At 38.4% G+C, this 15971-nt stretch carries 14 protein-coding genes; 11 read left to right on the plus strand and 3 right to left on the minus strand.

The features are described from left to right. The first annotated feature begins 113 nt into the window (after positions 1 to 113). Both B9L23_RS09500 and B9L23_RS09505 read left to right on the plus strand, forming a co-directional pair. Positions 114 to 761 carry a BMQ_0737 family morphogenetic spore coat protein gene (locus B9L23_RS09500; RefSeq protein WP_089097521.1) on the plus strand — a complete coding sequence of 216 codons (648 nt, stop codon included), beginning with the start codon at positions 114 to 116 and terminating at the stop codon, positions 759 to 761. A 117-nt stretch (positions 762 to 878) separates the two neighbouring features. Further along, positions 879 to 1460: a hypothetical protein gene (locus B9L23_RS09505; protein WP_089097522.1), complete on the plus strand. Its 582-nt coding sequence runs from the start codon at positions 879 to 881 to the stop codon at positions 1458 to 1460. A gap of 468 nt (positions 1461 to 1928) precedes the next feature. Here the strand turns inward: B9L23_RS09505 and B9L23_RS21010 are convergent, their stop codons facing one another. Next, the gene (locus tag B9L23_RS21010) at positions 1929 to 2069 is read right to left on the minus strand and encodes a hypothetical protein (protein WP_240345800.1); all 141 of its coding nucleotides are present in this window, start codon (positions 2067 to 2069) and stop codon (positions 1929 to 1931) included. A 484-nt stretch (positions 2070 to 2553) separates the two neighbouring features. Between B9L23_RS21010 and B9L23_RS09515 the strand changes: the two genes are divergently transcribed. Further along, positions 2554 to 3000: a DMT family transporter gene (locus tag B9L23_RS09515; RefSeq protein ID WP_062754323.1), complete on the plus strand. Its 447-nt coding sequence runs from the start codon at positions 2554 to 2556 to the stop codon at positions 2998 to 3000. A 311-nt stretch (positions 3001 to 3311) separates the two neighbouring features. Continuing rightward, positions 3312 to 3707, plus strand: a complete 396-nt coding sequence (locus B9L23_RS09520) for an IDEAL domain-containing protein (protein WP_141103863.1) — start codon at positions 3312 to 3314, stop codon at positions 3705 to 3707. Positions 3708 to 4216: 509 nt separating this feature from the next. Here the strand turns inward: B9L23_RS09520 and B9L23_RS09525 are convergent. After that, positions 4217 to 5236 carry a substrate-binding domain-containing protein gene (locus B9L23_RS09525; protein ID WP_089097523.1) on the minus strand — a complete coding sequence of 340 codons (1020 nt, stop codon included), beginning with the start codon at positions 5234 to 5236 and terminating at the stop codon, positions 4217 to 4219. Between the two features lie 829 nt (positions 5237 to 6065). On the opposite strand from B9L23_RS09525, the gene B9L23_RS09530 reads away from it, so the two are divergent. From B9L23_RS09530 to B9L23_RS09550, 5 genes are all read left to right on the plus strand, one after another. Continuing rightward, positions 6066 to 7163: a BtaManbiosPhlase gene (locus B9L23_RS09530; RefSeq protein WP_082798141.1), complete on the plus strand. Its 1098-nt coding sequence runs from the start codon at positions 6066 to 6068 to the stop codon at positions 7161 to 7163. Positions 7164 to 7190: 27 nt separating this feature from the next. Continuing rightward, the gene (locus B9L23_RS09535; protein WP_015863735.1) at positions 7191 to 8525 is read left to right on the plus strand and encodes an extracellular solute-binding protein; all 1335 of its coding nucleotides are present in this window, start codon (positions 7191 to 7193) and stop codon (positions 8523 to 8525) included. After that, entirely contained in the window at positions 8526 to 9404 is an 879-nt protein-coding gene (locus tag B9L23_RS09540; RefSeq protein WP_089097524.1) for a carbohydrate ABC transporter permease, read from the plus strand. Beyond that, entirely contained in the window at positions 9391 to 10221 is an 831-nt protein-coding gene (locus B9L23_RS09545; protein WP_041269645.1) for a carbohydrate ABC transporter permease, read from the plus strand. The genes B9L23_RS09540 and B9L23_RS09545 overlap by 14 nt, the downstream gene beginning before the upstream one ends. Before the next feature lie 114 nt (positions 10222 to 10335). Continuing rightward, positions 10336 to 12843 (plus strand): beta-mannosidase, encoded by a 2508-nt coding sequence (locus B9L23_RS09550; RefSeq protein ID WP_089097525.1) that lies wholly within the window; start codon positions 10336 to 10338, stop codon positions 12841 to 12843. A 393-nt stretch (positions 12844 to 13236) separates the two neighbouring features. Here the strand turns inward: B9L23_RS09550 and B9L23_RS09555 are convergent, their stop codons facing one another. Then, positions 13237 to 13764: a YceI family protein gene (locus B9L23_RS09555; RefSeq protein WP_089097526.1), complete on the minus strand. Its 528-nt coding sequence runs from the start codon at positions 13762 to 13764 to the stop codon at positions 13237 to 13239. A 289-nt stretch (positions 13765 to 14053) separates the two neighbouring features. Between B9L23_RS09555 and B9L23_RS09560 the strand changes: the two genes are divergently transcribed. Together B9L23_RS09560 and murQ are read left to right on the plus strand one after the other, a co-directional pair. Continuing rightward, a complete protein-coding gene (locus B9L23_RS09560; protein ID WP_089098299.1) occupies positions 14054 to 14911 on the plus strand; it encodes a MurR/RpiR family transcriptional regulator in 858 nt (285 codons plus the stop codon). Positions 14912 to 15057: 146 nt separating this feature from the next. Continuing rightward, positions 15058 to 15945, plus strand: a complete 888-nt coding sequence (gene murQ / locus B9L23_RS09565; RefSeq protein WP_089097527.1) for an N-acetylmuramic acid 6-phosphate etherase — start codon at positions 15058 to 15060, stop codon at positions 15943 to 15945. Positions 15946 to 15971: the final 26 nt, after the last annotated feature.

Consider the following 15971-nt stretch of genomic DNA (forward strand, 5'->3'; position numbering starts at 1 on the left):
CATGGAAAACCATTTGCGCATATTAGGAAATTTAGGCATTGATACTGTCACTCATGATGGCGAATTACATAGTATAGAGTAGCCTGAAAAAATCATGAAAGGAAGGTTGCTCGATGGCAATTAACTTAGAGCAGTTTGCCCAAGAATTTCGCCCTGAGTGTATTCAAGTATGTAAAGTATATGACTGGACAACAAACGTTGTGGCGATCACACGAGATATCCCATTTACTTTCCCTACAGGTTCTCTTGCTGGTCTAACAAATCTTACAGCTGATTGTTCAATTACGCTTTTAGAATGTACGGAAGAGGGTCGCCGTGATATTGAATGTATGGTAGGAGATGAAACAGTCGAACTTCAAGCCGTTACATTAACCAAAACGATTTCCGTTACTTTAGAAGTGACAGGAACAAACGAAGCTGGCGCACAAGTGACTGTAACCAGCAGCCCAGTAACGATTACAATAACTGAAGAAGTGATTCTTTGCGCACCAGAAGGCACAACCGTATGTTGTACATCTACATCAGATACTTTCAACGGCTGCCGAGTGATTTCATTTACACCGCCAACAGCAGATATGGATACGATTACTGCGACAATTTTTGCAAGAGTTTGTCAAAATATTGTCGTCACATTTGAAGTTATTTTAGAAGTGTTTGCGAAGTTTTGCCAACCTCGTCCGCAAATTATTTGTGAGGACGAATGTCCAGTCGATGTATTTCCACCGCAATGTCCAACTATCTTTCCGCTTAACCACGAATAATTTTGCAAATGAGGAGAGTTCCAAACTCCTCACTATTTGGAAAAAGAGGGGATTTCCTCCTCTTTTTTTCATACATATAACATGGAAAGAAATCTTTATTTCGCAAGGAGGAGGAAAATGAGCGATCTGCTTTTGGACGTGGAAAAAAAAGTTCATGCGCTGGAACGGGACATTCAGGCAGTCAAGCAAACATTGAACGAAATAAAAAAAGCAAAAGAACGGGGGAAAGGGATTGATCAAATAAGTATCATTCCCTATTTCACGTATTCGCTATTATTGCCGAAAACGGAAGAGCAAAAGGGAACTGTCATCGGAAACTTTGTCATTTACAATACCGGTTCGGTTCCGCTCGAAAACCCTATTATATGTCTGAAAGTGATGCCAAAAGAACGTGCCATATTGTCCGCTAAGCTTGGTGAGGATGTCCAATATGACCGCCATTTGAATCCATTAGTGATGGAACCGTGGCAATATATTGATGAGGAGGCGAATAAAATCGTGGAGGAAAAAGGAGAATTTTGGTTAAAGCCTGTCCACATTTCAAAGATCGAAGCTGGACATAAGTTATCTTTTTCTAATTTCCAGCTAAAGTTTGATATCGGTGAAGAACAAACGACTTATAAAGTGGAAGGGTTTTTTTATTGCAAACAACTTCCAAATGGCATTCGGGCTTTGAACAATATTGTCATTCATGCGTAGCAAAAATGATTTGACCGAAATTGGAATGTTCATAGAAAAATGAAGACGAGAGAAGTGAAATGGATTTGCTAGCAACGTTAGTGAATGGAAAATGACATGTTTTCCATTAGATAAGGAAGGCTGACTCAATATCTACTTTGTCCTGTTTGAGTCAGCCATTGTTTATTTATGCTTCTCGAACGACAAGAGCGTTTAATGCGCGAGTTTCTGCAGTATAAGTGACACCAGTTATAGTGGCAACGTTTATAACGACACGGTAAGTGTGTGTTCCGACGCCTGGTACGTCCACCCAAGTAAGGTTCGGATATAAAGTAACCGTAGCAACACCAGTTATTTGAGTGTCTATATCAAGCTGAGCCAAATCCACGAACGCTCCTCCGTTTGTAGAGCGCTGTAGAATATAAGTTGCACCTGTTACGTTAGTTGTTTCTGCGTTAGCGGATGTAATTGCTAATTCAACGATCGAATCTAATTTTCTCCGCTAAGGGTAACGATTGGCCCAAGAGTAAGCACTACATTTGGATTAGTAGCAGCTGCTAGCGCTTGAGGGGTTAATGATTGTGTAAAAAACAATTGCGGAAATAAGCCTCCATTACATAAGCAAGCCATTATGCATCTCTTCCTTTCAGATGGTTTTATGCTTTCGCACCTATTGTAATTAAATAAAAAAATAGAAAAATGTTTCGGACGAATAACTATTTCTTTCACCTGTTTTGATAAATAGGAGAGTAACCAGAAATTTAGTTAAAAAAAGTGGACACACCAAAAGAAACGTTATTATAAAACAAATTGCATGGAGGGAGCGCCAACGTGGGAAAACGTATTGATAAAGAACGGAAATTTCATGCAGTCAAACTTTTCGTGGAAAGAGGAAATACCAGTTAAAAAGGCTCGACCATTGGTTGATCACCGATCTTTCCTTCAGAGAAGCCCTATTTATCTTACATTTAAACAAAATTCTTGACGGTACTATAGTTTTTGTTTATATATTGTCATAAAATTATAATAATTAAGTTTTTATGAGCGTTTTTTATCGTTTTTTATAACCGCAATATGATAAGTTATAATTAATCACTTGTTAGGGGGAAACAAAATGAAGTTTTTGTACATTCTTTTAGCCTTGTTGGGCGGGATGATGGCGGGGATTCAGGCGCCTATAAACGGAAGTCTCGGCAAAAAAATTGGCAGCGTTGAAGGAGCGTTTACTTCCTTTTTTATCGGAACGCTGTTTTTAACATTTTTCGTCTTGTTTTTTGGAAAAGGGCAGATCGCTCATTTGTTTCAAGTGCCTAAATGGAATTTGCTTGGCGGCTTGTTAGGGGCCCTTTTTGTGACGTTTGTCATTCTTTGTGTACCAAATGTAGGGGTGGCCTTAACGATTTTCGCGGCAATCGTTGGCCAAATGGTCATCAGCATTATCATTGACCATTTTGGTTTGTTCGGTGTGGAAAAAATTCCGATGAATGCAAGCCGCTTGCTTGGTCTAGGACTTATGTTGGCGGCTCTGTTCTTCATTTATCGGGGCAGTGTTTCATCATAGAATACGTGCTGCCTGAAGCTTGCTGAAAGATGAATAGGATAAAAAAAGGAGAACTTGAACGCCGAAAGAAAACAGCCCTCCTTTTTTCTTTATCGCAAATAAAACGCTCTCTTATCATAATTTTTATACGAAAACCGCCATTCTAATGATCGTAAGAAGAGTGTAAAGATAAATTTACAATAAATTTATGATAAATTCAATTGTTTGATTTTCTATAAATAAAATGTAATAATTTTTGTTACAGAAGGCGTGTTCCCAATTGCGTGTCTTTTTTAAAAGATATTATAACACTTTAAGTGGTGGTGAATTCAATGGATAGAATAAGTAATTCGCCAGTGGAAGTAGGGGATTGGGTAAAAGGGAAAACAAAAAATGGAGAATTGATATACGGTTATATTGAAGCAGTAAATTCATTACAAGGAACTGTCAAAATAAAGGTGATGGATTGTGATAATGAGCAAATCATTGGAAAAACCGTTGAAACATTAAAACACTGGGTGAAAAAACTGCCGATGTCGACCTTTGATGGTGAGGAACCGATTAAGGCATTAATTGATTTGGCTTTATTAACGAAGGATGAAAGCTGGTTTATGGAGCTGTCCACCAAATTAAAATCAATAAGACAAGTTGCAAAAGAAAGTGAAATGCAAAATGCCTCTCACCCCTCTTTTCAAAATAGATTGGGAACATACGGCACGAGAGATTGAAGGATGAAAATACTCTAGGGCACACCAAGAGCGACAAGCGTAAACAGGTTGAAAGAATGGAAGAAGATCGGTTAACGCAGAAAAAAAAACGCCTCATCTGTTTCGTTTTTGACGATCCATCTCGGTGGAAACTCACAGTTTGCGCGAGGCAAGAAGGAGTCCGCCAATGGTTCAAAGCAGAGAAATCTCGTGGATAATGAAGGTGCTCTTGCATGAGAAATCTCTCTTCATGATGTAGGATGACATTGTTATTTTGGCGAGATTTCTTGTGCAAGAGCTATTTTACGCTTATATAGCGCTATGAATAGATAGCCTAAATTTCCCATAATATTTTAAGAGATTAACTTCACTTGCCTAAAGAAGCATTCCGTGACATGGAACAGCGTCTCGAAGCACATCCGCACTGGACAGACTTGCAATTGCTTCCGTAAAATATCATATTGAAATGAAGGAGGGGCTGAATCCCAGAGTTTGGGATCAGCCCCTTCATCATTGTTTGGAGCAAACCTTCAAGATCGCTTTGGTGCGAAGGCGGTTGATTCCCTTTTAATTAGTTTAGAGGAGAGCAGGATTTCTTGGAATGGTTCATTTTTGTTTTCCATTCTCCAAAAAAGCAGTTCGACCGCTCTTCTCCCGTAAAGTTCCAAGTCAATGTCAACAGTCGTCGTTTTCGGTGTAGAGATTTTCGATAATTGACCATTACCGTAACTGCATATGGATGCTTGATCAGGAACTTGAATGCCTTGCTGCCTTAAGCATGAGTTGACTAAAAATCCTAATGCATCATTGACACAAAACCAAGCAGTCGGTTGCCGCTCTAATTGTTTAATGTACTGAAGTATCAATTCTTCTTTTTCTTCCGCATTTTTGAAAATAAACTCTTCATTTGGTTCAATGCCATATTCCCGCAATGCGAGCAAATATCCTTCATAGCGTTCTTCATAGCTAGGAGAATATTCTACATTGCCGACAAAAGCAATGTCGCGATGATTTAATTCAATTAAATGCTGTACGGCCAAGTAAGCGCCAAAGCGATTATTCGTTAATACGGCATCCGCGTGGATATTAGGATGATGATGGTCAACAAGAATGGTTGGAATGCCGGTTGAAATCACTTTATTAATGTATTCCGTACTGATGTGAGAAAGAATTAAGATTCCGTCTACCATCTTATTTTCGATAAATGAAGGCAAAATAAGCTTTTCTTTTTGTTCTTGATTAACCGATTGGATGTGTAAGTTCATGCCTCGTTTTACGACTTCTTTTTCGATGCTCAAGTAAATTTCGCCAAAAAAATTTTTTAAGGAAAATGTTAAATCCGAAGCGATTAATCCGATGTTCCCCGTTCTTCCTTGTTTCTTTTTCTTGCGCGCTCCTGGATATTGATACCCCATTTCTTCGGCCACACGTTTAATTCGTTCGCGAGTTTCTTCGCTCACCCCTTCTTTTCCTCTTAAAGCTTGGGATACCGAGTTTTTTGATATATTTAATCGATCGGCAATATCTTGCATTGTTACTTTCTTTTTCATATTCCACACCCATTATTCATTTTTAGGAAAGCATTAAAATCAAACATTTGTATCACAAAAACAAGTCATATGAATAAGTTGGCATGATTACAATTGTATAAAATCTAATGAATGAAATACTGTGATTGATGATGCCATAAAATCTGGGGAAGAGTGACAATTAATATTGTAATATGAAATGAACAGAATTGGAATGATAATGGACTTGTTAAATTTTTTAGGTAAAGTTCTTTTTATTCAGTAGAGCACAAATTTCATTACATTATTTTTTCATTTTAAAAACAGAAAATCAAGGTCTTTTTTAATGTTACAAAAGTTAAATAATGTATGTAATTTTTGGTTAACATAAGCTTTTTACATATGAGAAAAAGCTTTTAATGAAAAATTCCTTTTCATTATTTTCTATGATTCCTGTTCAATCCTAGGATGATGATAGATGGAGGGAAATACCCATCAGATGAATTTTTTCTTTCGCTTACAAAGCATTACATCCAAGCATTATTTCTAGGGATGTAAGTGTTTTTTTTCTAAATTATAAATGTGATGATGAACCTAACAAATCTATTGACTATAAAAATGAAAGATGGAATAATTTACTTGTAAAGATTACAAATTGATAATTAAAAAATGATATGTAACGTTACAAATATATTTGGTTTTTACATAAATAATCTTAAAATGTTTTCGCTGGGATGTACATCTAATCAGGGCTTTCTGACATTATTGGAAATACATTAAAAAGATAAAGCCGCAATCTTTTCTAAGTAACTGATGAGGTAATTAGCTTTCGTTCCATTATTCTAGTGAAAAAAGAGGGAATTATTATGGAATGCATATTAGAAGTTGGAGGAGATTTACTGTGAAAGTCAAGCGGTTTCCGGAAAATCCGTTAATTACTCCTGGCGATGTAAAACCATTCCATCAAGATCATGAAGTGATAGGAGTTTTTAACGCTGGTGTCGCTCAATACAATGGTGAAATTTTATTATTGCTTCGTGTGGCTGAACGTCCCATTAGTGAAGATCCGAATATTGTCAGAACGTCTGTTATTGATTTTTCAAGAGGAGAAGGAAAGCTGAAAATTATTGATTTACATAAAGATGATTCGAGATTTGATTTTTCTGATCCGCGAGTCATTTTTTACAACGATCCTAATCGAAGAGTCGCGTATCTTACGTCTATATCTTATATTCGTATTGCACGCAGCAAAGATGGACGCAACTTCACCATTGATGAGAAACCTTTTATTTATCCCGAAACGAAGCGTGAAGCATGGGGGGTTGAAGACCCTCGCGTAACTAAAATCGATGATACTTATTATATTCAATATAGTGCAGCATCAGCAGAAGGCATTGGTGTAGGACTTATATCAACAAAAGATTTTGTGACTTACGAACGCCTTGGTTTAATTTTTCCTCCTGAAAATAAAGATGTGGCAATTTTCCCTGAAAAAATTAATGGAAAATACTATGCGTTACATCGACCTGTGCCAAAAGGAGTTGGCAGGCCTGAAATTTGGATTGCAGAATCAGATAACCTTCGTTATTGGGGGAATCATCAATATTTGTTAGGCCTTAGTGAAAAGGGTTGGGAAAGCGGGCGAATTGGCGGAGGTGCTGTTCCGTTTAAAACGGATAAAGGCTGGTTAGAAATTTATCATGCTGCTGATAAAAATGATCGCTACTGCTTAGGAGCCGTTCTTTTGGATCTCAATAACCCCGCCAAAATTCTGGCCAAAACGGAAGAGCCTATTTTAGAACCTGAGGAAGATTATGAAAAAAGCGGCTTCTTCGGTAATGTTGTTTTTACTTGTGGTTTAGTTGTAGAAGGAGATACCGTTAGAATCTACTATGGCGCGGCTGATGAATCTATTGCCGGCGCGGAACTTAGTCTGCAGGAAATCATGTCAAAATTAAAGTATTTATAAATTAAATTAATGTGGGAGGGAGTAAACATGAAAAAGAAAGGTTTTGCGAAACTCATCGCCTTATTGCTGGCAGCCGTTCTTATTGTTACTGGCTGTCAAGGGCAAAATGGGAATCAAGAGAAAAACGCAAAAGATGATGAAGCTGGCAAAGTTGTTCAATTTGAGTTCTGGGCTGCGCCAAACCCTACACAACAAGCTTTCTGGAAAAAGATGGCCGAGGCTTATATGAAAGAAAATAAAAACGTTAAAATTAAGGTTACGCCAATGCCGGAAAGCCCTACTTCTGAAGCAGGGATTCAATCAGCGATTGCATCAGGGAAAGCGCCTGCGGTCTCTGAAAATATTTCCCGCGGTTTTGCAGCTCAGCTAGCGGCGAGCCGTGCGATTGTGCCATTGGATGAATTTGAAGGTTTTGATGAGTTAATTGATAAACGTCAAATGAAGGAAACCATTTCAAGCTGGAAGTTTGCAGACAACCATCAATATGTTTTGCCGATTTATTCTAATGCCATGTTGTTTGGTTGGAGAATCGATATTCTAAAAGAACTTGGATACGATGCACCGCCAAAAACATATAGTGAAGTCATTGAAGTTGGCAAGAAATTGAAAGAAAAATATCCTGATAAGTTTCTTTGGGCGAGAGCTGATTTAGTAAAACCGACATGGTGGGCAAGATGGTTTGACTTCTTTATGTTGTACAATGCAGCATCGAATGGAAATAACTTTATTAAAGGAAACAAATTTATTGCGGATGACGAAGCCGGTGTAAAAACACTCCAATTCTTTAATGATTTAAGCAAGAATAAATTGCTTTTGACTCGAGAAGCGACTGACCCGTTTGAAACAGGTACATCCATTATGGTGGATCTTGGGCCATGGACATTCCCATACTGGGCTGAGAAATTCCCGGAAATGAAGTTCAATGAAACTTATGTATTATCGTTGCCGCCTGTGCCTGACGGCGTAGATCCAGCAAATTCTAAAACATTTGCAGATACAAAAGGCCTTGTCATCTATGCTTCTGCAAGCAAAGAACAACAACAAGCAGCCTTTGACTTTATTAAATGGGTATTTTCAGATGCGAAAAATGATTTAGCTTGGTTCAAACAAACAAACTTGCCACCTGCACGTGATGATTTATCAACTAATGAAGCTTTTGCATCCTATCTTGAAGAAAACCCTCAATTAAAACAGTACGCGGAAAACATTCCAAACGCAATCCCACCTGTGGATAACGAAAAAACGGTAGAAATTCAAGAATTGATTGGTAAAGAGGCCTTAAATCCTGTTGTCAAAGGCCAAAAAGATCCTGAAACAGCTTGGAAAGATATGAAAAAGGCTGTTAACGGGGTGTTAAAGTAAATGAATAAAAAGACAACATGGTTGGGGTGGCTTTTTGCCAGCCCCTACCTTATCTATACACTCATATTCTTTCTGTTTCCTTTGCTATGGGCTGTTTATTTAGCTTTTACAAATTGGAACATCATTGCTCCTGATTATGAAATGGTCGGATTTCAAAATTTTCTCGAAGCTTTTTTTAGCAAAAGCGTACGGGCCGCATTTTTGGTAACTTATAAATTTATGCTCATGTTTGTTCCCATCGTTATTGCGGGCTCACTCCTTTTAGCTTTAATTATTCATTCTTTGCCTAGACTTAAAGGGTTGTTTGCTGTAGGATATTTCCTACCTTACTTGGCATCAGGAGTGGCTTCTTCCATTGTTGTCAATGGGGTGTTATCTTATAACAGTCCATTAAACGTTTTTTTTCGTAAGCATTTAGGTTTAGATATTGATTGGTTAGGTTCTCCAATTTTAGCGCCACTAATCATTGCCCTTATGATGGCGTGGAAATTTGTGGGCTATTATGCGCTGCTGTTTTTATCAGGTTTAGAAAGTATACCTAAAGAAATCTATGAAGCAGCCGAAATGGATGGTGCTGTTGGTTGGAAAAGATTTTGGTACGTCACTATACCGATGTTGCATCCAGCGTTTTATACCGTCACCATTTTAGCAGTAGGTCTAATGTTTGGGATTTTTACTGAACCGTATGTATTAACTGGTGGAGGGCCAGATTATTCCACGCATACATGGCAGTTAGAAATTTATAACCAGGCATTTGAAAGATTAAATGCAGGATATGGAACGGCAATAGCAATCATAAACTCTGTTGTCACATTCGTTTCTATTCTAGTGTTTCGAAAGCTTTTGGAAAAGTGGGGTGCCAGACATGGTTGGGAGTAAGAAATTAAAGACCACGCTGTTGTATATTTTGGCTTTTGTTATCCTTATCATCATGGTGTTTCCTTATTTATATATGGTCTTAAATTCTCTGGCCCCATGGGATCAAGTGGACCGTAAAATGATTCCAACTAAGTTGACCTTGCGTTCATATGAGTGGTTATTTACTGGTGGGGATGATGTTGTTCCTAGACCGTGGCTCCGAGCCTTTTTTAACAGCTTTGTTGTGACTTTATCTTCCACTTTGCTAATGATGGTGACAGCGATCCTAGTAGGATACGCTTTAGCTAAATTAAAGTTTAAAGGCAGCCGTTTGATCAACAATATTATTTTGTTTCAAATGTTTTATCCAGCGGTTATCCTATTAATTCCACTTTTTTTAATCATCCGCTACTTTGGGATGTACGACACCTATTGGGCTATGATTTTGCCAAAGGCCGTTAATTTGTGGGCGATATTTATGTACACTAACTTTTTCCGCAGTATACCTGATGAATTAATTGAAGCTGCCAAAATGGATGGAGCAGGACAATTAACCATTATTGCTAGAATTGTCTTGCCAATGTCTAAGTCGATTACAACCATTATATTCCTATTCCTTTTTATGGAAAGATGGGTAGAACTTTTATGGGATATGCTGGTGGTTAACAGTGAAAATATGTTAACGTTAAATGTATTGCTAGCTCAAATGTTTGGTCCATATGGAGCGTTTCCAGGACCGATGTATGCGGCTTCGGTATTACTGACATTGCCAATTCTCGTCCTATTCATTATCTTTAGCAAAAACTTTAAAGAGGGAATGCAGTTTGTATTGAAGTGAAGGTTTGTTGGAAAAATATAACTGATGCCGAAAAAAGTTTTTTATAGAGACCGCCTGTGAACGATATGAAACAAGGTTTGGTCTCTTTTTCTTTACAGGAAGGAGGAATGAAGAATGTTAATCAATAAAAATTGGAAGATACAGCATTTTGATGTAGGACAGGTAAGGGATTTAACGATTGCAGATCCAAACTATATTGATCACTTTTGGATACCAGCAAAGGTGCCAGGAGACGTACATTCGATTTTACGGGAAAAGAAATTGATTGATGATCCCTTTTTCGGCTACAATGATTTGAAATCGAAATGGGTGGAAGAAAAGGTTTGGTGGTATCGTACGGAATTTACATTTGATAAAAACAATCTAGACAAAGATGAACGGTTAGAGTTGATTTTTGAAGGCTTAGATACCTTTGCGACTGTTTATTTAAACGGAGTGGAATTAGGGACTACGGAAAATATGTTCATTTCTCATACTTTTGATGTTACTAGAGAAATAGTGGATGGAAGAAATGTTTTGGCAGTGAAATTTAATCCCGTTTCCTATCAGTTAAAGGAGAAAGAGAAAAATTATTGGGCTGGATTTGGAAAAGATCGCATATGGGCGCGCAAGGCTCAATATCATTTTGGCTGGGACTGGGGTCCGCAAATTCTAACGGTAGGAATTTGGAAAGAGGTGCGTTTAGAAAAAAGAAAAATTGCCAAAATCGAAAGTGTTTACGCAAGAACACTTGACTTGAAAGATTCTCGGGCCGTTGTTCAAATCGATATTTACACCAAAAACTTTGTTAAGGGAAAAAGTTTACAGGCGGAAGTGACGTTAAAAGATCGAGAACAACAATTTTTCCAAACCGTAAATATTGATCAAAATCGAGCAACACTCACTTTCAACATCGACAATCCAAATCTTTGGTGGACGCATGATTTAGGAGAACCGAATCTTTATCAATTATCCGTCGTTTTAAAATGGGAAGGGGAAGTTCTAGACACATATCAAACAGAAATTGGGATTCGTACGGTGGAAGTAATGAAAAGAGATCGCGAAGGGAATCCGCGGTTTACCTTTGTTTTAAATGGTGTAGAGATATTTGCGAAAGGAGCGAACTGGATTCCTATTGACAGCTTTTTAGGATCTGTACCGGAATCACGCTATCGTCATCTTATTCAGCTTGCGAAAGAAGCAAATATGAATATGCTGCGTGTATGGGGCGGTGGGATTTATGAAAAAGACATTTTCTATCAAGAATGCAATCGCCAAGGTATTTTAGTTTGGCAGGACTTTATGTTTGCCTGTGCGTTATACCCAGATTACAACCGCAATTATATGGAAAACGTCCGCGAAGAAGTGATTTCGGTGATTAAGCGGCTTCGTAATCATCCTTGCATCGCTTTATGGTGCGGAAATAACGAAAACGATTGGTTATATGAAGTGGAGCATGCCGCTGGAAAAATTCACACTCCTTTTTATGGAGAAAAAATATATCATGAGTTAATTCCTGAACTACTGGAAGAATTAGATCCTTCCCGTCCATATTGGCCAAGTTCGCCATATGGCGGCAATGATCACAACTCACAAGAGGAAGGCGACCGGCATAATTGGCAAGTTTGGCACGGGAATGTGGAACCTCGAAAATTCGGTCAGAATTTAGGACAAAACATCAGTGTGGAGGGGGTTTCGTTTCGAAATTATAAAAAAGATCGCACCCGGTTTTGCAGCGAGTTTGGCATGCATGCTTCTGCCAATCGTTATACGCTGGAAAAAAATCTGCCTGAGGGAACTTTTTATTGGGGCAGCGATGAATTGGCATATCGCAATAAAGATTTTCATCATGAAAAAGGGCTCTTATTAATGGAAGGGTATACCGGCATTCCAAAAAATGTTGAGGAATACATGAATTATTCGATGCTCACACAGGCTGAAGGTTTAAAGTATGGAATGGAACATTACCGCCGCAATAAACCGCAAACAAGCGGGGCTTTAATCTGGCAATTGAATGATTGCTGGCCTGGCACGAGTTGGTCGATGATCGATTATTACTTGTTGCCAAAGGCTTCATATTATTATAGTAAAAAATTTAATGCCCCTCTTTTATATACGCTTGAACATGACCCTGGCGATGATTTACATCTATGGGTTGTGAATGACCGATTAGAAGATGTGAAAGATACGCTGGTATTCGAAGTGTTCCGATTTAATGGCGAGTTAGTGTATTCGAAAGAATTTTTGATCCATGTGAAAGGAAATGCTTCGGTTCAAATTGCTTCCTTAACAGAAGCGGAGGTTTTACAAGGCAATCCTGCTGAACAAGTTGTCGTCCGCTTAAAATCGTTGAATAAAAAAGCAGAGGAAAACTATTATTACCTAAGAAATCATAAAGATCTTCAGCTGCCTAAGGCGAAATTGCAAGTAAAAGTGATGCCGGAAAAACAAGAAGTAGAAATTTGGACAGATTGTTTTGCGCGTTTTGTTAAACTGGAACTTCCGGCAGAAAAAATTATTTTTTCGGATAACTTCTTCGACCTACTTCCATCGGAGCGAAAGATCATCAAGATTAGACATTTAGATGGCAAGACCATTTCTTTAGACGGTTTAAGCGTATCAGCCATCAACGGCAGTGCTTGATCGGATGATTTTTTATCTAAAAAAGTATGATGGAGGGAAAATCATGAAAGCGGCGGTTTTATTAAAAAAGGGGGAAAATCGAAATACAACACTCATCCAATGGCCATTTCCTTGATTGAAAAAGGAAAAGTGAAAGTACAACCTTTAATTAGCCATTATTTTACTTTGCAAGACATTCCGAAGATTATGCCGAAATATGGAGAATTAAAAGTAACAAAAGGGATATTGAAGTTTGAATAGGGGAATAAGCATTGCTAGTCTCCTTTCTCTTTTAAAAACTATGGTGTAAATTCCCGTGATTTGATATATCTTTCTGATTTATGTGGCATCCATCGTGAAGAAATAAGCGCCCTTAGCTTGACTGAAAAGCTAAGGGCGTTTGCCATGAAGAGATCAGCTGACAACAAACTCAAAACTTCCGAATATTTTTACTTCTTTTCCGATAAGAAATCCTCCTGTTTCAAGGGCCGCGTTCCATGTTAAGCCATAATCTTCGCGATTAATTTTTCCTTCTACGTCAAAGCCGGCTACGATGCTTCCGGTTATCGGATTTTTGGATTGTCCGTTAAATTCGACTTTGAACGTCTCTGTTTTTGTAACATCTTTAATCGTTAATTGACCTGTTACTTCATATTCATCATCTGAAACCTTTTTAACAGAATCGCTGATAAACGTGATGGTTGGATAATGTTCTACATCGAAAAAGTCGGCTGAGCGAAGGTGGTTGTCTCTGTCTTCGTTTTTTGTATCAATGGAAGCTGCTTGGATGGTCACTTTCACTTTGGAAGATTCCAGCTGATTGATGTCGCCTTCCACTTCAATATCAAATTCGTTGAACTCTCCTTTTGCCTTAGCAATCATCATATGTTTTACTTGAAAAGATATGGAACTATGAATTTTGTCTAATTGAAAATTTGTCATGGTTCCTTTTTCCTCCTTTTGTTTTGGTTATAATAATCATATCTGAAAAATATCTTGAATTCAAATTTTTTTATTTAAATTTAAAAAATTTTAAAAATAAGTTAATATTTCTCAATCAATGAGCGGATGAATACATGAATATGTGCATCCATCTCTCTTAATCCAAAAAGCCGCATCTAACGGTTTTTTCTAAGTATAATACCAACATATGCGCTGCTTTCACTTGATAATGGATGCATGATAACATTAGATTAAGTGTGAAAGCGGACAGAGAGGAAGAGGAATCATGATGAAGCAGTTAAGCATTTTAGCGAAAATCGAAAATCAAATGGAACGGTTTTCACCAGCTGAAAAAAAGATTGCTACGTATATTATGGAACATGCGGAGCTTGTGCCAAATATGACGACGAAGGAACTGTCGAAAAACGCAGGATCTAGTGAGGCGAGTGTCGTTCGCTTTTGCAAAACGATCGGCATTGGCAGCTTTACCGCGTTAAAATTGGCGCTTGTCCGTGAATTGACGATTGCCGATATGAACATTAACGATTTTTCGATTATTGAAAAACAAGATGCTCCGTATGATTTATTTAATAAAGTGACCTATGTCAACAAAGCGGCGATCGAAGCGACAACGACGACGATTGATAAACGGGAATTGGAAAAAGCAGCGGAAGCGATTGCCAATGCAAAAAAAATTTTATTTTACGGAGTCGGAGGATCAGCTTCTTCGGCGATGGATGCATGCTATAAATTTACAAAGCTAGGCTATGTGTCGATGATGTCTCCTGATTTTCATACGATGCTTCCGCTTGCGGCAAACTTAGAGAAACATGATGTATTTGTCGCGGTTTCCACATCGGGAAGAACAAAGGATGTGTTGGAAATTGCCCGGTTTGCGAAAAAACAAGGCGCCACGGTGATTGCGATTACAAAACTCGATCCATCTTCGCCATTGTATAAGGAAGCAGATATCAAACTATGTCTTCCAGATGTCGAGCAAGATCATCGGATCGGAAGTATGGCATCGCGAATGACGCAGCTGAATATCATTGATGCGCTCTATTTAATTACGTTCCATCAAGTGGGAAGCCGTGTGCTGGAAAAATTTCATGAAACGAGAGAAGAAGTAGTCCGGTTGCGGAGATAAGTATTTATGGAAGCGAGCAGTCAATGCTTGCTTTTCTCTTTTTATGGAGATTTTTTGAAAATGGAAGAATAAAATTGATATTTTATTTCATATATATATAATTAAAATAAGAAATAAAATTTCAAATCTATAAGAAGGTGACAAGATTGCTAGAACGTTTAACAACCGAACAACGAAACAACAAAACGCAGAACTTAGATGAAATGACGACGAAAGAAATTTTGCAGGTGATGAACGAAGAAGACCAAACAGTGGCCATTGCTGTTTCGAAAGAATTAGAACACATCGAAAGGCTTGTGCAAAAAGTGATTGCGTCTTTCCGGCAAGGCGGTCGGCTCATTTATATGGGAGCTGGTACAAGCGGTCGGCTCGGAATTTTAGATGCGGTGGAGTGTCCGCCGACATTTGGGACGGAAAAGGAGATGGTGCAAGGATTAATTGCAGGTGGTTTGGAAGCGCTTACAAACGCAGTGGAAGGAGCGGAAGATAACGAAGAACTTGCAGTAAAAGATTTACAGTCAATTGGACTGACGGCAAAAGATACGGTCATTGGCATTGCGGCGAGCGGACGAACGCCGTATGTGATCAGCGGGCTCCGATACGCAAAGCAAATCGGTGCCACAACTGGGAGCATTGCTTGCAATAAGGGAGCGGAAATTAGCAAATACGCTGATGTCAGCGTTGAAGTGGAAACAGGCCCGGAAATCTTAACAGGATCCACTCGCTTAAAAGCAGGAACAGCACAAAAGATGGTATTAAATATGATTTCCACCGCTTCCATGATTGGAATCGGAAAAGTATATAAGAATTTAATGGTCGATGTGCAGGCGACAAACTTTAAACTAAAAGAACGAGCTAAACGAATTATTATGGAGGCAACCGATGTAGATGATAAGACGGCGGCGCGTTATTACGAAGCGGCGCGGGGACATGTGAAAACGGCGATTGTCATGATTTTATTGCAATGCAGCTATGAAGAAGCGACAGAGCGTCTGCAAAAAGCGAATGGATTTGTTCGCCAGGCGCTTCAATAAAAAAAATATGTGAATAAGGGGAGAGG

This window comes from Parageobacillus galactosidasius, from assembly GCF_002217735.1.
Taxonomy (GTDB): domain Bacteria; phylum Bacillota; class Bacilli; order Bacillales; family Anoxybacillaceae; genus Parageobacillus_B; species Parageobacillus_B toebii.